Raw genomic sequence first — 18,815 nt, forward strand, 5'->3', positions numbered from 1 at the left:
CGCGCCGCCCAGCGGCTACCAGCCGCCCCCTCCATCTGCGCCAGGCGGCGGCAGCTTCCCCCCTCCGCCTCCACCGCCCGCGGGCGGCTACCCTCCTCCACCTCCGCCGTCCGGCGCGGTTGCGCCTCCGCCGCCCGGGCCGGCCATCCGTGACCTGCCCCAGGACTCTTACACGCCGTGGCTCACCCGCGTGCTGGCGGCGCTCATCGACGGTGTGCCGATCGCTGTGCTTGTCGGTATCGGACAGATCATTTCGCTGTTGCTGACGACGACACGCCACTACGAGTCCTACGGATACAGCTACGACATCAGCGAGACGTCGATCTTCGGGGTTCTGCTTTCCTGGCTGCTCAACCTGGCGGCAATCGCCTACGGCGTCTGGAACTTCGGGTACAAGCAGGGGACGACCGGGTCGAGCATCGGCAAGGGGATCCTGAAGTTCAAGGTCGTCAGCGAGACGACAGGACAGCCCCTTGGATTCGGGTTGTCGTTGGTCCGCCAACTGGCGCACATAGCCGATGGTCTCGCGTGCTACATCGGATATCTATGGCCACTATGGGACGCCAAGCGGCAGACCTTCGCCGACAAAATCATGACGACGGTTTGCCTACCGATCTGATGCCAAACAGCAAACATGCTGCGTAGCTGAAAGATTAGGGCTGCCAACCCTGACGCCACCCCGGTCGCCGATTGCGGCCGGGGTGGCGTTCGTTATTAGGCTGATCCCAATGAGCGACGAGCGCACGGCACAGCATGGTCTTGCAACTAGAGCGATCCACGCCGGGTACCGTCCGGACCCGGCAACCGGAGCCGTCAACGCCCCGATCTATGCCAGCAGCACCTTCGCCCAGGACGGTGTCGGCGGCCTGCGCGGCGGATTCGAATACGCGCGCACCGGCAACCCGACGCGGGCGGCGCTCGAAGCCTCGCTGGCCGCCGTCGAGGAAGGCGCATTCGGCAGGGCGTTCAGTTCCGGAATGGCGGCCACAGACTGCGCGCTTCGGGCGATCCTGCGGCCGGGGGATCACGTGGTCATCCCGGACGACGCCTATGGCGGTACCTTCCGGCTGATCGACAAAGTGTTCACCCACTGGGGTATCGAGTACACGCCGGTGGCATTGGCCGATCTGGATGCGGTGCGCGGGGCGATCACGTCGCGAACTCGGCTGATCTGGGTGGAGACGCCGACCAATCCGTTGCTGTCGATCGCCGACATCGCCGGCATCGCGGCACTGGGCCAGCAGAGCGGGGCAAAGGTGTTGGTGGACAACACGTTTGCCTCGCCCGCCTTGCAACAACCGTTGACGCTCGGTGCGGACGTGGTGCTGCACTCGACCACGAAGTACATCGGTGGGCACTCCGATGTGGTGGGCGGTGCGCTGGTGACCAACGACGAAGAGCTGGACCAGGCGTTCGCGTTCCTGCAGAACGGCGCGGGAGGGGTGCCCGGTCCCTTCGACGCCTACCTGACCTTGCGCGGGCTGAAGACGTTGGTGGTGCGCATGGAGCGGCACAGCGACAACGCCGCAGCGGTCGCCGACTTCCTCACCGGACATCCCTCAGTGAGCGCCGTGCTCTACCCGGGGCTCGCCGATCATCCCAACCACGAGGTCGCCGCTCGGCAGATGCGGCGTTTCGGCGGGATGGTCTCGGTGCGGATGAAAGGCGGACGGCCAGCTGCGGAGCGACTGTGCGCCAACACCAAGGTTTTCATCCTCGCCGAGTCGCTGGGCGGCGTGGAGTCGCTGATCGAACATCCGAGCGCCATGACGCACGCGTCGACCGCCGGCTCGCAATTAGAGGTTCCCGACGATTTGGTGCGGCTTTCGGTGGGGATCGAGGACATCACCGATCTGCTCGCCGACCTCGAACAGGCGCTCGCCTAGCCGCGGTGCGCGACTCAGGAGTGGTACGGCTCCGCGCTGACCAGCGTGACCTCGATGGTCTTGCCGCTCGGCACGACGTAGCTGCGGGTCTCGCCCACCTTGGCGTCGATCAACGCCGCACCCAGGGGTGAGTTGGGCGAGTAGACCTCGAGCTTGCCGTCGTTGACTCCCTCTTGCCGGGTAGCGATGAGGAACGTCTCGGAGTCCGACTCGTCGCCGTTGTAGTAGACCTTGACCACCGAACCGGGCAGTGCCACCCCGGACTGCTTCGGCGCTTCGCCGACTTTCGCGTTGTTGAGCAGGTCCTGCAGCTGACGGATGCGCGCCTCCTGCTGACCCTGCTCCTCCCGGGCAGCGTGGTAGCCGCCGTTCTCCCGGAGGTCGCCCTCCTCGCGGCGGTCATTGATTTCGGCGGCGATGACCGGACGGTTGGCGATCAACTGGTCGAGTTCGGCCTTGAGTCGGTCATGTGACTCCTGGGTCAACCAGGTCACCTGAGTATCCGTCATCTCGTGGCGCTCCTTGCTTGTTGTTTCCGCGTAGTCGCGTAAGTATCTGATTTCGCTCGGGCGCAAGCGGGTTCCCCTCCCCGGGTGCTGCCCACTCCGTCCTTCTCACGGGCCATTAATGCAGCAATACACGGTCCCGGCAGGACCGTGCATTTCCTTATGTTACCACCGCGCAAACGCAAGATGACTGTCGTATCCGCAGTTCGGCACTGTTGCGCGGTCAGGATGACCGCAGGTAACCGGGTACCTCTGTGCCGCAACCGTATACGTCCGCCATCACCGGTGGCTTGCTGGATTTCAGCGTCGTCGTGACCTGCACGGTGGCCTGGTCCGAGGGTAAAACCAGCACCTCGCGTCGGCCCGTCTCGCTGCCGTCTTTGGCCCGTACCCGCACGATGCAGTCCACCGGCCGGGACGGGTCTTTGCGGGTCACGCTGATGGTCACCGACGCCGTTTCGCTATCGATGATTTGATAGCCGGCCAGCGAACCGCTGACGTCGCTGGTGGCGATGCGCTGGTAGCCGATCACGGCGATCACGAGCCCGGTCACCACGACCAACACCCCCAGGCCGATCGCGATGTGACGCCGCGACCGGCGCGATAGCCGCGTCCGCCCGTAACGGGCCGCGGGACGAGAAGGGGCGTCGGCGTTCATGGCTGATTCGTCGCTAGCTGGGTGGGGGGTCGGGGCCCCGACGGACGGAATGGAACGATGGAGAACTGGAATTATAGGGTCGCTGTTGGGCGACGTAGCAGACCCGTTACAGGACAGACGACGCAGCGGACCCAGATGGACGAGGGGGCAAGTGAGCGAACTGCGGTTGATGGCGGTGCACGCCCACCCGGACGACGAGTCCAGCAAGGGCGCGGCCACCTTGGCCCGGTATGCCGACGAGGGGCACCGAGTGATGGTGGTGTCGCTGACCGGCGGCGAGCGCGGCGAGATCCTGAACCCGGCGATGGACCTGCCGGACGTGCACGGCCACATCCACGAAATCCGGCGCGACGAGATGGCCAGGGCGGCCGAGATCCTCGGCGTCGAGCACACCTGGCTGGGTTTTGTCGACTCCGGACTGCCCAAGGGTGACCCACCGCCACCGCTGCCCGACGGTTGCTTCGCGCTGGTGCCGCTCGAGGAGTCCACCGAGGCGCTGGTGCGGGTGGTCCGTGAATTTCGGCCGCACGTGCTGATCACCTACGACGAGAAGGGTGGCTACCCGCATCCCGACCACATTCGCTGCCACGAGGTTTCCATGGCCGCGTACGAGGCCTCCGGCGACTATCGGCTTTTTCCCGACGCCGGCGAGCCGTGGACGGTGTTGAAGCTGTACTACGTGCATGGCTTCCTACGGGAGCGCATGCAGGTGTTGCAGAACGAGTTCATCAAACGCGGCCAAAAAGGCCCGTTCGACAAGTGGCTGGACCATTGGCTCCCCGAACACGACCCCTACCCCAACCGGGTGACCACGCGGGTGGAATGCGCGGCCTACTTTCCCCAACGCGACGACGCCTTGCGGGCGCACGCCACCCAGATCGACCCGAATGCCGAGTTCTTCGCCGCTCCACTGGAGTGGCAGGAGGAATTGTGGCCGACTGAGGAGTTCGAGCTGGCCCGCTCCCGCGTCCCGATCAAGCTGCCGGAGACCGATCTGTTCGCCGGGATCGAGCACCCGTGAACCTCTTTCTGCTCAGCGTGATTGCTGAAGGGCCGCGTAACAACGGGCCTGACTTCGGTAAGGCCAGCCCGGTCGGCTTGCTGGTGGTCGTGTTGCTGGTCATCGCCACCCTGTTTCTGCTCCGGTCGATGAACCGCCAACTCAAGAAGGTGCCGGAGTCCTTCGACCGTCAGCACCCGGAACCCGACCAGGCCGCTGACGAGGGTACGGACGCGGTCGACGGGCACGGCCCCGACAACGACCCAAAAAACAGGCAAGGCGGAAACGCCCGACCACCGGGACCCGATGAACCCGGCTGAATCGGGGGCAAACACCCTCGGCCGGGCCACCAGCCCTTATCTGCGCCAGCACGCCGACAACCCGGTGCACTGGCAGCAGTGGACGCCGCAAGCATTGGCTGAAGCCGCGGCGCGCGACGTGCCGATCCTGCTGTCCATCGGTTATGCCGCGTGCCATTGGTGTCACGTCATGGCCCACGAATCGTTCGAAGACGACGAAGTGGCCGCGGCTATGAATGCCGGTTTCGTCTGCGTCAAGGTCGACCGCGAGGAACGGCCGGACATCGACGCCGTCTACATGAACGCCACCGTCGCGCTCACCGGTCAGGGCGGATGGCCCATGACATGCTTTCTTACACCCGACGGCCGGCCCTTCTTCTGCGGCACCTACTACCCGAAAGACAGCTTCTTACAACTCCTTGCGGCCGTGTCGCAGACGTGGCGGGAGCGCCGAGAGGAGGTCGAGGAGGCGTCGGACCACATCGCCGGCGAACTGCGCATGATGACGTCGGCACTGCCCGGCGGGGGACCGGAGATCGCGCCCGAGTTGTGTGACCACGCGGTGGCCACGGTGCTGGGCGACGAGGACACCGTTCGCGGCGGCTTCGGCGGTGCCCCCAAGTTCCCACCCTCGGCGCTGCTGGAGGGGCTGCTGCGTCACCATGAGCGCGTCGGCAATATCGGTTCGGGGGCGGCCGCGCTGCAAGCTGTCGAGCGGACGTGCACCGCGATGGCGCGCGGCGGCATTTACGACCAACTCGCCGGCGGCTTCGCCCGCTACAGCGTCGACAATGCATGGGTCGTACCGCATTTCGAGAAGATGCTCTACGACAACGCGCTGTTGCTGCGCGTGTACGCGCACTGGGCGCGCCGCACGGGTGATCCGCTGGCGCATCGCATTACCGCCCAGACCGCCTGGTTCCTGCTCGACGAACTGGCCGACGGCGCCATGTTCACCTCGTCACTGGATGCCGACGCCGACGGCCGCGAAGGTTCGACCTATGTGTGGACACCGGCTCAGCTCACCGAGGTGCTCGGTGCGGACGACGGACGCTGGGCCGCCGAAATTTTCGAGGTCACCCCGGACGGCACGTTCGAACACGGGTCCTCGGTGCTGCAGTTGCTGCACGAGCCGGACGACCAGCAACGCTTCGAGCGGATCAGGCGCGCGCTGTTGGCGGCCCGACTCACCCGAGTCCAACCCGGGCGTGACGACAAGGTCGTCACGTCGTGGAACGGGTTGGCGATCACCGCCCTGACCGAGGCCAGCGTTGCGCTCGACCAACCCGACCTGACCCAGGCCGCGCGGCGGTGCGCGGCCGCCCTGCTTGACCTGCACGTCGTCGACGGCCGGCTGCGCCGGGCCAGCTTGGGCGGTGTGGTGGGCGACAGCGCCGCCATCCTGGAGGACCACGCGATGCTGGCCACCGGATTGTTGGCGCTCTATCAGCTGACCGCTGAGGACCAGTGGCTGACCGCGGCGACGGATCTGTTGGACACCGCGGTGCAGCACTTCGGCGACGCGCAACGACCGGGCCGGTGGTTCGACACCGCCGACGACGCGGAGCAATTGATGCTCCGGCCCGCCGATCCGCTGGACGGAGCCACTCCGTCCGGCGCGTCGTCGATCGCCGAGGCGCTCCTGACGGCCGCTCATCTGGTCGACAGCTCCCGCGCCGAGCGGTACCTGCAGCTGGCGGACGAGACGTTGCGCGCACATTCGGTGCTTTTGGCCCGCGCGCCGCGCTCGGCAGGTCATTGGCTGGCGGTGGCCGAAGCTGCGGTGCGCGGACCCTTGCAGATCGCCGTCGCCTGTTCTGAGCAACTGTCGCCGCTGTTGGCCGATGCCCGGCGGCTGGCCCCGGGCGGGACGATTGTCGTTGGCGGCGAGGTGGACTCATCGCCGCTGCTCAGCGGCCGGGACCGGGTGGCCGGAGCCGATGCGGCATATGTGTGCCGCGGCCGCACGTGTGACTTGCCGGTGACGAGCGCGGCCGAGCTCGCGGACGCGCTAGGCGTCCCCGGTTGAGCCTGGCTGATCCGCCCGCGACTAACCTCCGTCCCATGCCACGTCCCGACAGGACCCAAGAACTCACCGAGACGGTGCACCGCTACCTGGCAGCGGTGGCCAACGGCAGCGTCGACGATCTGGTCGCCTTCTACGCTGACGACGCCACGCTCGAGGACCCAGTGGGGGGCGAGGTGCACATCGGCAAGGCCGCCATCGCCGGGTTCTATTCGGCGATCATCGGCACGGAGCGTGAGACCGAACTCGTGACGCTGCGGGTTTCGGGCAACGAGGCGGCATTTCACTTCCGGTTGATCGTGGCCGCCGGGGACAACAAGATGCAGATCGAGCCCATCGAGACGATTGTGTTCAACTCGGAGGGCAAAGTCACGGCGATGAAGGCGTACTGGTCAGCCGCCGACGTCAAGCGGCTCTAGCTGGAGCGGTGGATTGGGCGGTCCGGGTCAGTAGAAGACCACGAACCACATCGCGATGTAGTGGCAGATAGCCGCTACTGCCGTGCAGGCGTGGAAGAACTCGTGATAGCCGAAGGTCGACGGCCACGGGTCCGGCCATTTCAACGCGTAGAGGATCCCGCCAATGCTGTACAGCGCGCCCCCGACCAGCAGCAGCACCAGTGCGGCGACTCCCGCGTTGTGCAGGATCGTCCCGATGTACCAAACGGCCACCCAACCCAGCAGGATGTAGAGGGGCACCCCCACCCAGCGGGGCGCCGAGGGCCAGAGCATCTTCAGCAGGATGCCGGCCGCCGCGCCTCCCCACACGATCGACAACATCAATTTCGCCGCATCGGGCGGCAGGGCCAGCAGGGCGAATGGTGTGTAGCTACCGGCGATGAACACGAAGATCATCGAGTGATCGGCGCGCTTCATCCATTTCCGAGACGTCTCTGACTTCCAGTTGACCCGGTGGTAGGTGGCGCTGACCGTGAACATGAAGATGGTGGCAAACGTGTAGAGCAGCGTGGCCAAGCCCGCCTTGGTGGAGTGGACCGCCCACGACACCGCGACCAGCGAAGCGCCCGCGGCGACCGCGACGACTGCGGAGTAGACGTGAATCCAGCCGCGGGCGCGCGGCTTGCCCAAAACCCGGGCTACGCCGTCGACGACCGTGTGGGCGGCATCCCGTGGCGAGAACCCGTCCTCGGTTTCTGGCTTGGTGAGAGTGTCGGTCTGGCTGGTCATATCTCCCTGTTACCTCGTGGTTGGTGCTGATCAGCAAGCCGTCGGTAGATAACTCTCAGGGTAGCGGGGCTACCTGTGTCTCAGCTGTTCGACATGGTGTGATGTTGCCGGTAATCGGCCCCGGAAACCCGTGCGCGCCACAGTAGGGTGGATGTTCGTGGAGATCATTCCGCCGCGGCTCAAGGAACCGCTGTATCGGCTTTATGAGCTGCGGCTGCGGCAAGGTTTGGCCGCCTCCAAGGCCGATCTGCCACGCCACATCGCGGTCCTTTGCGACGGAAACCGGCGCTGGGCGCGCAGCCTGGGATACGACGACGTCAGCTACGGCTACCGCATGGGCGCCCTCAAGATCGCTGAAATGCTGCGGTGGTGCCAGGACGCCGGCATCGAGATGACCACCATCTATCTCCTGTCCACCGAAAACCTGCAGCGTGACCCCGACGAACTGGCCGCGCTCATCGAGATCATCACCGATGTCGTCGAAGAGATCTGTGCACCCGCCAACCGCTGGAGCGTGCGCACCGTCGGCGATCTGGAGCTGTTGGGTGAGGAAACGGCGAAGCGGCTGCGTGATGCGGTGGATTCGACGCCGAGCACGGCGGCCTTCCACGTCAACGTCGCGGTTGGCTACGGCGGTCGCCGGGAGATCGTCGATGCGGTGCGGGCCCTGCTGAGCAAGGAGCTGGCCAACGGGGCGACGGCCGAAGAACTCATCGAAAAGGTTACGGCCGAAGGGATTTCGGAAAATCTTTACACCTCAGGGCAACCAGATCCGGACCTGGTGATCCGGACGTCGGGGGAGCAGCGACTGTCCGGGTTTCTGCTGTGGCAGAGCGCCTACTCCGAGATGTGGTTCACCGAAGCTCACTGGCCCGCCTTCCGCCATGTCGATTTCTTGCGCGCGCTGCGCGCTTACAGCCTCCGGCACCGTAGGTACGGCAAGTAACTAGCGCTGTAGTCAGTGCGATTCGCTGGCCGGACTAATCGGTTTCGCTAACCGCAACAATGTTCAGGTGTTGAACAAATGCGGGCCTATTGCCCAAAAACATTAAGAAGTTCTTGGCAGGGCACACGACCTGCGAATATTCCGTGCTAACGTCGCCCGTGATCAAGCCGTGATGTGAAAGTTATTCACACTCGATATAGCAGCTGTGATGTGTTTGTTAGGCAATCGAGATAAAACGGTTATATAGTGAATCGAAAGGTTAGCGCATGTCATTCGTGATCGTTCCGCCGGCGGTCTTGGCGACTGCGGCAGCGGAAATTGCCGGGATCGGGTCGGCAATCGGTGCGGCGAACAGCGCCGCGAGCGCCGCTACCACGGGCCTGTTGGCCGCGGCCGCCGACGAGGTTTCGACCGCGATCACCATGTTGTTCAACACCAACGCCTTGGAATACCAAAGCCTCAGCGCTCAGGTGGCGGCGTTCCACTCTCAGTTCGTCAACGCCCTGACCGGCGGCGCGAATACGTTCGCCAGCGCCGAAGCGGCGAATGCCGCTCAGCTGGGCGGCGTTACTGGTGCTCAGGGGGGCGCCATTGGCGAAGGCGCGACGGTGACCGAGGGCGGGGCGGCCACGGCGCAAGCCGGCCTGATGGGCGTTGCGGAGAGTGGCGGCCTTAATGCCCTGTCGGTGAGTGGGGCGACGACGTCGCTCGGCAGCGCCACCAACACCGGCGTCGAAGCGGCCTACACGGTGAAATCGCAATGGCAGAGCGGTTACGTGGCCAATTACACCATTACAAACACCGGTGCAACCCCTCTTACTAATTGGCAGCTGCAATTCAATCTGCCCGAAAATGCATCGATCACTAATGCGTGGAGCACGCAACTCACCCAGTCTGGTTCGCAGTACACCCTGACTCCACAGAGTTACAACAGCACGATTTCGCCCGGTGAGTCGATCACCATCGGTTTCCAGGCCGCGCAAACGGGCGAATATTCGGCGCCGACCGATGTCCTCGTCAGCGGAAATCACGCCGCCGCGGAACCCCCGACGAATCCGCCCACCAATCCGGCGACCAACCCACCGACCAACCCGCCGACCGAGCCACCAACCACCCCACCGACCACCCCGCCAGCCGTTCCGCCGGCCACCGGCGATGGCCTCACCGCCACATACACGACGCCGTCGCAGTGGGAGGGCGGCTACATCGCGAACTACACGATCACAAACACCGGCACCACGCCGATGTCGAACTGGCAGTTGGAATTTGACCTGCCGCAGAATGCATCGATCACCAACGCGTGGAGCGCACAGGTCACCCAGGCGGGTGGCCACTACACGCTGACTCCGCAGAGCTACAACAGCACGATTGCGCCGGGTGAGTCGATCACCGTCGGGTTCCAGGCCGCGCAGTCGGGCGCATACTTGCCCCCGACCGAGGTGCTGATCAATGGCCAACCGGTGCCAAGTAGCGAGCCTCCGACGAATCCGCCGACTAACCCACCGACCAATCCGCCGACGAACCCGCCCACCGAGCCTCCGACCAACCCGCCGACTAACCCGCCGACCAACCCGCCGACGGAACCCCCGACCGTTCCGCCGACCACCGGGGACGGTCTGACTGCTACCTATTCCACGCCGTCGCAGTGGGATGGCGGTTACATCGCGAACTACACGATCACCAACTCAGGCGCGATGCCGATCACCAACTGGCAGCTGCACTTCGACCTGACTGGCAACGCGTCCATCGGCAACTCGTGGAATACGCAGCTGGTTCAGACGGGTTCGCATTACACCTTGAACCCGGCGAGCTACAACGCGACGATCGCGCCGGGCGATTCGATCACCCTCGGCTACCAGGTGGCGCAGGTCGGCGCCTACGTGGCACCGACGAACCTGTTGATCAACGGCGAACCGGTCACGGTTACCCCTCCGACCACTCCGCCCACGACGCCGCCGACGACCCCGCCCGTCACGCCGCCGCCGGGGGCGACGGTGATTTCGACGCAGTATGGGACGACGACGGTCAACGGTGGGTATGTGGTGCAGAACAATGCGTGGAACAACCCGTCGGGGCAGACGATTGCGGTGGATCCCACGGGTGGGTTCACGATCACGCAGATGAATGGGTCGGCGTCGACCAATGGTGCGCCGTTGGGGTATCCGTCGATTTTTGAGGGGGTGCATTACGGCACGTCGTCGACGGGGACGAATCTGCCGATTCAGTTGAGTCTGATCGATACGGCGATGACCAGTATCGATTACAACTACGTGCCGACCGGGGTGTGGAACGCCTCCTACGACATCTGGCTGGATTCGAGCTACACCACCACCGGGGTCAACGATCACGAGATCATGATCTGGTTCAACCATCAGGGTCCGATTCAGCCGGTGGGGTCGCCGACGGGGAATGTGACGGTGGCGGGCAGGAACTTCACGTTGTGGATGGGCAGCAATGGTCAGAACACGGTGACGTCGTATGTGGCGACCGAGCCGATCGAGGTGTGGACCTTCGATGTGATGGATTTCGTCGACCACACCGACAGCATCGCCAGCTTGCCGGTCAACCAGAGCTGGTATCTGACCAGCATCCAAGCCGGCTTCGAACCCTGGCAGGGCGGCGTGGGCCTGGCCGTCGAATCCTTCGACGCCAAGGTCACCACCAACACCTAAGGCTCCGCCCGGCGCCCCGCGATGTTCCTGACGGCGGGCGGGGTGCGGGTCCGGCTGGGGCCTGGGCAGGGTCGAGCTAACTGGCCCTCGTTGCCGCCCCAGCCGCACCGTATTGCTTCGCCTGTGGGCTTTCGTTGTATCGCAATGTGGCCTGGCTCCTATTGACAAACCCCTGCTAGTGGGCAGAGACGGGTTTCGTGCTTCTACGAGCAACTAGAGGGAACTGATCGGACAGTCCGAATGGCGATCGATGCGCTCCCTCGGCGCGGGCGCTAGGCGAATGGTCGTTAGTTTGCTCACACAACGCGCCCGGTGGACACGGAATTGGATGCGTGTCAAATAACTTTGCACTTCAGAAGCTTGGCGCCGACTGGACGTTGGCTGTCAAGCAGAATACGAGACTTTGCTGCAGAAGCCAAGTATGACTGTCCTGCGTTCTCTTAACGCTCGCTGACCCGGACCCATCCGGCCGCCATAGCAAACGCAGTTGTCTCCTATTTATTAGTACGTACGTACCAGACAGCACCCACTAGCAGATGCCGCGGAATCGTGGGGGTGATCCAGCTGGCGTCGGTGAGCGCGTTTTGGCATGAGGCGCAGCCAGGTGCTGACAGCAAACGTAGATCAGTGCCTGGCTAAGCGGCCGGAGCGGTATCGCGAGTCGGCGCGCCTATGTGTTAATGGTGAGGCTGGCACGGCGGGATTGGCCTGTGCCTCTCAGGGGCGTACCCTAACGCACATTAAATTCATATCCTGAGCAGGATCTTAGCGAGACTACAGAACGCATCGTGCGCGGAGGGCCGTCCGTCGCCAGCCGCGCGATGCGATCGCGACATTAGGTCGTACCCATTTGTAGTGGTCACGCTCGCTGTCGGCGCCACGCCGCGCAGCAAAATTGGATAATACTTGTGTTCAGAATGCTCCCCCGTTACAGTCAGCACGTCGTATGACAACCATGCCCGCGACCCAGCAGGAGTCTAGTGATGTCGTTCTTGGTGGCTTCCCCAGAATTGTTCGCTCAAGCAGCGGCCAGTCTGGATGGATTGCGCTCTACGATCAGCGCGGCCAATGGAACGTGGTCGGTTCCGATCACGTCGTTGCTACCCGCCGCCCAAGACGAGATCTCGGCGGCTATCGCCGCGGTGTTCGGCGCTCACGCGCAGGGCTATAAGGCGATCAGCGCTCAGGCCGAGGCGTTCCACGCCCAATTCGTGCAGAGTCTGAGCGCCGCCGGCGCGGCGTACGCAACGGCGGAGACGGCCAACGTCTCGCCGCTACAGGGCGTGCTGGACCTGATCAACGCTCCCTCCAACGCGGTATTGGGCCGCCCGCTGATCGGCAACGGCGTCGACGGGGCGCCCGGGACCGGCGCGAACGGTGGCGCCGGCGGTCTGCTGTGGGGCAACGGTGGAAACGGTGGTTCTGGCGCTGACGGCCAGGTCGGCGGTAACGGTGGGGCCGCCGGTCTCTTCGGTACCGGTGGTGTCGGCGGGACCGGTGGTGCCGGCGCTGCTGGCGGAAACGGTGGGGCTGGCGGGATCCTCTGGGGCAACGGCGGTGCCGGCGGAACCGGCGGTGTCGGCGCTGGCCCCGGTCTGACCGGTGGCGCGGGCGGTATCGGCGGAAACGCCGGGTTGTTCGGTACCGGTGGGGTTGGCGGTGCTGGCGGTGCCGGCGGTGCCGGTGACCAACTAGCGGGCATCCACGGCGGTGACGGTGGTGTCGGCGGTAGGGGCGGCAACGGCGGGGCGTTGTTCAGCACCGCCGGGGCGGGCGGTGTCGGCGGTGCCGGTGGCGCCGGTTACACGGGCGCGGCGTCCACCGACCCAAGCATTGCCGGTGGCGCCGGAGGTAACGGCGGCAATGGCGGCGCCGGTGGCGCCGCCGGTGGCACTGGCTTGTTCGGGGCCGGCGCCGCGGGCGGCCAGGGCGGTGCGGCCGGACTCGGCGGTGACGGCGGTGCCGGTGCCGCTGGTGTGGACGGAAACATCCACGGCGGTGCCGGCGGGCAGGGTGGCAACCCGGGGATTGGCGGCGTGGGTGGCGCAGGCTCGCTCGGCGCACCCAACGGCGCGGCCGGTGCCGCGGCCACCAGCGGCGGTAACGGTGGCGCCGGCGGCGCGGGCTACAGCGCTGCGGGTGGGTCGAACGCCAATGGCGGCAATGGCGGCGCCGGTGGTAACGGCGGCGCGGTCGGAAACGGTGGCGCCGGTGGCGCCGGCGGCCACGGCGACGGCAGCGGTAACGGCGGCAATGGTGGCCAAGGCGGCGTGGGCCGCGTCGGCGGTGCCGGCGGTGCCGGCGGTGACGGCGGCGAGACGGGCAACGGTGGTCACGGTGGTGCCGGTGGTAACGGAGCGGTCGGTGTCGCAGGGGCCGACGGGGCCACCCCGGGTGCCTCAGGCGGCACGGGCGGAGCCGGCGGTATCGGTGGCGTCGGTGGCGCCGGTGGGCGCGGCGGAACCATCTCGGGCAACGGCGGTAACGGTGGCGCCGGTGGTGTCGGCGGTCTTGGTGGTGCGGGCGGTGCCGGCGCCACTGGGGCGGACGCCACAGTCGCCGGAGCCACCGGCGGGGCCGGCGGCCACGGCGGCAACGGTGGCGTCGGCGGCCAAGGCGGCCAAGGCGGAGTCGGTGGAGAAGCGCTGGGTAGCGGCATCGGTGGTCTCACCGGCGTCGGCGGCGCGGGCGGCCAGGGCGGTGCGGCCGGGATCGGCGGCGACGGCGGGACCGGCGGAGCCGGCAGCCAGACTGTGCGCAATGGCGGTACCGGCGGCCGGGGCGGCGACCCCGGCGTTGGCGGCGCCGGTGGCGCCGGCGGCCTGAACGGCACTGGAACCGCGGTTGCCGCCTCCGGTGCGGCAGGGACGGCCGCGACCTCTGGCGGTAACGGCGGCGCTGGCGGCCAAGGCTGGAACGCCATCGTCCCAGGCGCGCATGGCGGCAACGGCGGCGCCGGCGGTGCCGGTGGCCTCGTCGGCAATGGCGGCAGGGGCGGTGACGGCGGTAACGGCGCGCAGGGCGTCGACGGTACCGACCCGACCCAAACGGGCAGCGGCAACGGCGGGACCGGCGGTAACGGCGGTCACGGCGGCGCTGGTGGTTCGGCCGGGACACAAGCCGGCTTCGGCGGCGACGGCGGTAAGGGCGGCATCGGCGGTCAGGGCGGCACGGGCGCGAAAGGCGCTGACGCAACTGACCCGTCCAAGATCGGTGGTACCGGCGGAAACGGCGGGGCCGGCGGGATCGGCGGTAATGGCGGTAAGGGCGGCGACGCCCCGAACCCGCTCGGCAACCTGGGCGTCGGCGGTGACGGTGGTAAGGGCGGCGCGGCCGGTCTGGGTGGTGACGGTGGACATGGCGCGCATGGCACCGCCGACCACTTCGACGGTGGCGCGGGCGGCCTAGGCGGTAACCCCGGCACGGTCGGGGCCGGTGGCCTGGGTGGCTACGGCTCGACCTTTGGTACGGACGGAACGAGCGGCGCCGCGGCAACCAGCGGCGGCAACGGTGGCGCCGGCGGCGATGGCTACAGCGACCCCAACCCCAGCGGACTTGCCGGCGGTAAGGGTGGCGTCGGCGGTAACGCCGGTGCGGTCGGTAACGGTGGCGCCGGCGGTAAGGGCGGCAACGGCGCCCAAGGTATCGAGGGTGAAGAGGGCACCGAGCAGACCGGCGGGACCGGCGGCGTCGGCGGGCAAGGTGGCGCCGGCGGCAAGGGTGGCTCCATATCCGGCAACGGCGGTGCCGGTGGCGCCGGCGGCATCGGCGGGAAGGGCGGAACCGGCGCGAGAGGTGCCGACTCCATCGACCCGACTGTGGATGGCGGCAAGGCCGGGCAAGGTGGTGTCGGTGGCCAGGGTGGTGCCGGCGGCAATGGTGGCGCGGCTCCTAATGGAACTGTCGGCGTCGGTGGCGACGGTGGTCAGGGTGGTGACGCCGGTATCGGCGGGCGCGGTGGCGACGGCGCCGCCGGCACCTCAGGCCACATCGACGGCAGTGCTGGTGGTCAGGGTGGTGACCCGGGTAGCGCAGGGGCCGGCGGTAGCAAGGGCACCGGCTCAGTAAACGGTGCCAACGGCGTCGCTGGTAATGCGGCCACCTTCGGTGGTGACGGCGGCACCGGCGGTAGGGGCTTCGATGCTGAAGCGGGCTCCAACGCGACCGGTGGCGCTGGTGGCAAGGGTGGTGCCGCCGGTGTGCTGGGTAACGGCGGTACCGGCGGTGCTGGTGGCAAGGGCGATGGCAGCGGTGCTGGTGGAGTCGGCGGTAACGGCGGCACCAGCGGCACGCAGGCCGGCAATGGTGGCGACGGTGGCGCTGGTGGCGCCGGCGGGGCGACCGGTAACGGCGGCAAGGGTGGCACCGGTGGACTTGGTCAATCGCCGTTGGGTATCGGCGGTGCCGGTGGCCACGGCGGTGCCGGCGGTGCGACATCTGGTGACGGTGGCGCCGGTGGTACCGGCGGTATCGGCCAGCTCGGCGGCGGCGCCGGCGGCGACGGTGGCGATGCCGGCAAGAACGGCAACGGTGGGGTAGGCGGCACCGGTGGTGCTGGTCTGCCGGGCGCGAACGGTGCGGCCGGGACCGGCTCGGGCGGCAATGGCGGCGACGGGGTTGCCGGTGGCTACGGTGGTCGCGGTGGTAACGGCGGTGCCGGCGGCACGGTGTCCGGCAGCGGCGGCGCCGGCGGTACGGGCGGCGCTGGTGCAAAGGGCGGTACCGGCGGCAACGGCACCGACTCGACGAGCCCGCTTACGGCTGGCGGGAAGGGCGGCAAGGGTGGCGCCGGCGGCCAGGGTGGTGCCGGCGGTAACGGTGGCGCCGCAACCGCAGGCGTCCAGGGTGCCGCCGGAGACGGCGGGGCTGGTGGTGCTGCGGGCCACGGCGGTAACGGCGGCAACGGTGCCAACGGCACGCCGGCCAACGTCAACGGCAGCAACGGCGGTGCCGGCGGTGACGCAGGCCTCGTCGGGACCGGTGGCGCTGCGGGCACCGGCTCGACCGCCGGCAACGCCGGCGCTAACGGTGCCGACGCCACCAACAGCGGCCACGGCGGTAACGGTGGCAACGGCTTCGACAACGGCGCGAACACCAACGGCGCGAACGGTGGCAACGGCGGCGCCGGTGGTGCCGGCGGTTCGCACGGTGACGGCGGTAACGGCGGCACCGGTGGCAACGGTGCGACCGGTACCACTGGTGGCGCCAGCGCCACTGGTGGCGCCGGCGGCCGGGGTGGCGACGGCGGTGCTGGTGGCGCCGGTGGATCCGTCCTTGGTGACGCGGGCAATGGCGGCAACGCCGGAAACGGCGGTAAGGGCGGCCAGGGCGGTAACGGTGCTACCGGTGCCAACTCGGGTACCGCAAATGGCACGGCTTCCACCGGCGGCGCGGGCGGCAACGGCGGTAAGGGCGGCGACGGCGGCAACGGCGGCGCGGCGGGTGTGGCCACGAACGGCACCAACGGCACGGCCGGTAACGCGGGTAACGGCGGCGACGGCGGTAACGCCGGCACGGCCGGTAACGGCGGTAACGGCACCGGCAACCGCACCAACGGCGGCGCCGGTGGTGCCGGTGGCGACGGCGGTGCCGGCGGCAACGGCGGTAAGGGTGGCGCCGGCACCGCGACCACTGACGGTGGCGCTGGTGGCAGCGGCGGCAAGGGTGGCGTCGGATCCGCCGGTGGCACCGGTGGTAGCGCCACCGGTACGACCGGTGGCAACGGTGGCGCTGGTGGTGCCGGCGGCGACGGTGGCGCCGGTGGTAACGCCGGTGCCGGTGGCAATGGCCTGAACGGTGGCGCCGCGGGTAGCGCTGGTGACGGTGGCAACGCAGGCGCTGGCGGTAACGGCCAAACCGGTGGCAACGGCCAAGCCAGCAACACGGTCGCCAACCGCGACGCACGCGCCGGTGGCGCCGGTGGCGACGGTGGTACCGGTGGCGCCGGTGGTCAGGGCGCGTCCGGGGGCACCACGCTCGGCGGCGGCACCAACGGTGCGGCCAGTGCCGGTGGCGACGGCGGCACCGGCGGCGAGGGCGGAAACGGCGGTACCGGTGGCAACGGCAATCAGGGTTCCAGCGGTAGCCAAGCTGGCGGCCTGGGTGGCAACGGTGGCTCAGCCGGTAAGGGCGGTAACGGTGGCGCCGGCGGTGCTGGCGGCGCCGGCACTGCCACCACCCCGGGCGCAGCCGGTGGTAATGGCGGCGCAGCCGGCTCAGGCGGCGACGCGGGTAGCGGCGGCAAGGGCGGCAATGGCATTGGCACCAACATGAATGGTGGTGCTGGCGGCCAGGCCGGCGACGGCGGTGACGGCGGTGTCGGTGGCGTCGGCGGTACCGGCGGCGCAGGCAACGGCGGCGGCCAGGGTGGAGACGCTGGTGACTCCGGTGACGGCGGGACCGGCGGTACCGGCGGCGGCGGTGGCAACCCGACTGGCACCGGCATCGGTGGAACGTCCGGCAACGGCGGCGACGGCGGCGACGGCGGCAACCACGCCACCGGCGGCAGCGGCGGTGCCGGCCTGGGCGGCGGCCTACCCGGCGGCAGCGGCAACAACGGCACCCCCGGTCTCGGTGGTCTCGGCAGCCCGGCGGGCCTGCCGGGCACGGGTGGCGCCGCGGGTGCTGCGGGCAACGACGGTCTCGACGGCAGCTAAGCGCTCAACCCGGCCCTACCAGGAAGTACTCCACATACGTCGACCAGCGGTCGCCTGAAACGTCGACCGTCTGAAATGTAAGGAAGAGGATTGAGCCGGTGAGTTTTCTGACCTTGCCACCCGAGATCAACTCCCTGAACTTGCTGCTCGGCGCGGGTTCGGCGCCGATGACGGCGGTGGCGTCGGCGTGGGACGGTCTGGCGGCCGAGTTGAGTTCGGCGTCGTCGTTCTTTGAGTCGGTGACTTCCGGCTTGGTCAACGGTGCCTGGCAGGGGCCGGCGTCGGGCGCGATGGCGGCCGCGGCTTCGCCGTATGCGGCGTGGTTGAGTGCGGCGGGGATCGCGGCCGAGGAGGCGGCGTCGCAGGCTCGGGTGGTGGTGTCGGCGTTTGAGTCGGCGCGGTCGATGGTCGTGCATCCGGCGTTGATTGCGGGTAACCGTAATTCGCTGGTGCGGTTGGCGGTGTCCAACTTGTTTGGGCAGAACTGGCCGGCGATCGCGGCGGTGGAGTCGGCCTACGAGGAGTTCTGGGCCCAGGACGTGGCGGCGATGTTGAGCTACTACGGTGGGGCTTCCTCGGCGGTGTCGGCGTTGACGCCGTTCACCAAGTTGTCGTTGGGTCAGTTGGCGGGCGCGGTGTCGCAGGTGGCCGGCTTGGCTGGTGGCGGCGGTGGCAGTGTCAAAGCCGTTGTTGCGGGCTTGAGTTCGGGCAATGTGGGTGGTTTGCGGCTGGGCGGCTTGCTGGGTGGTTTCAACCTCAGCGGGTTGTTGGGCAGTTTGCGGCTGGGTACGGGCAATCTGGCCAACGTGGGCCTGCACAGCCTGGGTGATGCGGGCACCGGTGCGGCGGCGGCAGCCGGGCGCTGGGGGTCATTCGGTCGCCACTTCGGCTCGTGGGGTCAGTTCGGCTCGTGGGGTGGGTTCGGCGGTGCGGGCTTGCAGGCGTTCGTGCCGGCTCTGTCGGGTGTGGGGTTGGGCAG

The 18,815-nt window shown here is 67.8% G+C and carries 13 protein-coding genes; 10 read left to right on the plus strand and 3 right to left on the minus strand.

Going from position 1 to position 18,815, the window contains the following annotated elements:
- On the plus strand, nt 1–619 hold a 619-nt coding region (locus BST27_RS26665; protein ID WP_139805390.1), incomplete at its 5' end, for an RDD family protein.
- Between the two features lie 109 nt (nt 620–728).
- Entirely contained in the window at nt 729–1,886 is a 1,158-nt protein-coding gene (locus BST27_RS26670) for a cystathionine gamma-synthase (protein ID WP_069422334.1), read from the plus strand.
- Nucleotides 1,887–1,900: 14 nt separating this feature from the next.
- On the opposite strand, the gene greA is transcribed toward BST27_RS26670, so the two are convergent.
- Both greA and BST27_RS26680 read right to left on the minus strand, forming a co-directional pair.
- A complete protein-coding gene (greA, locus tag BST27_RS26675; protein WP_069422335.1) occupies nt 1,901–2,395 on the minus strand; it encodes a transcription elongation factor GreA in 495 nt (164 codons plus the stop codon).
- Nucleotides 2,396–2,615: 220 nt separating this feature from the next.
- The gene (locus BST27_RS26680; protein ID WP_069422336.1) at nt 2,616–3,050 is read right to left on the minus strand and encodes a DUF4307 domain-containing protein; all 435 of its coding nucleotides are present in this window, start codon (nt 3,048–3,050) and stop codon (nt 2,616–2,618) included.
- A 151-nt stretch (nt 3,051–3,201) separates the two neighbouring features.
- Here BST27_RS26680 and mca point away from each other — a divergent pair, with 151 nt between their 5' ends.
- Genes mca through BST27_RS26700 form a run of 4 tightly spaced genes read left to right on the plus strand, consistent with a single transcriptional unit; the run spans nt 3,202 to nt 6,794 of the window.
- The gene (gene mca / locus BST27_RS26685) at nt 3,202–4,071 is read left to right on the plus strand and encodes a mycothiol conjugate amidase Mca (protein WP_069422337.1); all 870 of its coding nucleotides are present in this window, start codon (nt 3,202–3,204) and stop codon (nt 4,069–4,071) included.
- Nucleotides 4,068–4,370: a hypothetical protein gene (locus BST27_RS26690; RefSeq protein ID WP_069422338.1), complete on the plus strand. Its 303-nt coding sequence runs from the start codon at nt 4,068–4,070 to the stop codon at nt 4,368–4,370. The genes mca and BST27_RS26690 overlap by 4 nt, the downstream gene beginning before the upstream one ends.
- A complete protein-coding gene (locus BST27_RS26695) occupies nt 4,357–6,378 on the plus strand; it encodes a thioredoxin domain-containing protein (protein ID WP_069422339.1) in 2,022 nt (673 codons plus the stop codon). The genes BST27_RS26690 and BST27_RS26695 overlap by 14 nt, the downstream gene beginning before the upstream one ends.
- A gap of 35 nt (nt 6,379–6,413) precedes the next feature.
- The gene (locus BST27_RS26700; protein WP_069422340.1) at nt 6,414–6,794 is read left to right on the plus strand and encodes a nuclear transport factor 2 family protein; all 381 of its coding nucleotides are present in this window, start codon (nt 6,414–6,416) and stop codon (nt 6,792–6,794) included.
- Between the two features lie 27 nt (nt 6,795–6,821).
- Here the strand turns inward: BST27_RS26700 and trhA are convergent, their stop codons facing one another.
- Nucleotides 6,822–7,562 carry a PAQR family membrane homeostasis protein TrhA gene (gene trhA / locus BST27_RS26705; RefSeq protein ID WP_069422341.1) on the minus strand — a complete coding sequence of 247 codons (741 nt, stop codon included), beginning with the start codon at nt 7,560–7,562 and terminating at the stop codon, nt 6,822–6,824.
- Between the two features lie 157 nt (nt 7,563–7,719).
- On the opposite strand from trhA, the gene BST27_RS26710 reads away from it, so the two are divergent.
- From BST27_RS26710 to BST27_RS31800, 4 genes are all read left to right on the plus strand, one after another.
- Nucleotides 7,720–8,508, plus strand: a complete 789-nt coding sequence (locus BST27_RS26710; protein ID WP_069422345.1) for a (2Z,6E)-farnesyl diphosphate synthase — start codon at nt 7,720–7,722, stop codon at nt 8,506–8,508.
- Between the two features lie 266 nt (nt 8,509–8,774).
- Nucleotides 8,775–11,180, plus strand: coding sequence for a cellulose binding domain-containing protein (locus BST27_RS34100; RefSeq protein WP_069422342.1), 2,406 nt, complete (start codon nt 8,775–8,777; stop codon nt 11,178–11,180).
- A gap of 983 nt (nt 11,181–12,163) precedes the next feature.
- A complete protein-coding gene (locus BST27_RS34660) occupies nt 12,164–17,836 on the plus strand; it encodes a PE family protein (RefSeq protein WP_083148699.1) in 5,673 nt (1,890 codons plus the stop codon).
- A 98-nt stretch (nt 17,837–17,934) separates the two neighbouring features.
- On the plus strand, nt 17,935–18,815 hold an 881-nt coding region (locus BST27_RS31800; RefSeq protein WP_139805391.1), incomplete at its 3' end, for a PPE family protein.

It is taken from the genome of Mycobacterium intermedium (assembly GCF_002086275.1).
GTDB lineage: Bacteria > Actinomycetota > Actinomycetes > Mycobacteriales > Mycobacteriaceae > Mycobacterium > Mycobacterium intermedium.

Excerpts from the sequence above, each read along its gene's own strand:
- BST27_RS26670 (WP_069422334.1), top strand. The coding sequence starts at position 729 with ATGAGCGACGAGCGCACGGCACAGCATGGTCTTGCAACTAGAGCGATC.
- BST27_RS26695 (WP_069422339.1), top strand. The coding sequence starts at position 4,357 with ATGAACCCGGCTGAATCGGGGGCAAACACCCTCGGCCGGGCCACCAGC.
- trhA (WP_069422341.1), bottom strand. The coding sequence starts at position 7,562 with ATGACCAGCCAGACCGACACTCTCACCAAGCCAGAAACCGAGGACGGG.
- BST27_RS26680 (WP_069422336.1), bottom strand. The coding sequence starts at position 3,050 with ATGAACGCCGACGCCCCTTCTCGTCCCGCGGCCCGTTACGGGCGGACG.
- greA (WP_069422335.1), bottom strand. The coding sequence starts at position 2,395 with ATGACGGATACTCAGGTGACCTGGTTGACCCAGGAGTCACATGACCGA.
- BST27_RS34100 (WP_069422342.1), top strand. The coding sequence starts at position 8,775 with ATGTCATTCGTGATCGTTCCGCCGGCGGTCTTGGCGACTGCGGCAGCG.
- BST27_RS26700 (WP_069422340.1), top strand. The coding sequence starts at position 6,414 with ATGCCACGTCCCGACAGGACCCAAGAACTCACCGAGACGGTGCACCGC.
- BST27_RS34660 (WP_083148699.1), top strand. The coding sequence starts at position 12,164 with ATGTCGTTCTTGGTGGCTTCCCCAGAATTGTTCGCTCAAGCAGCGGCC.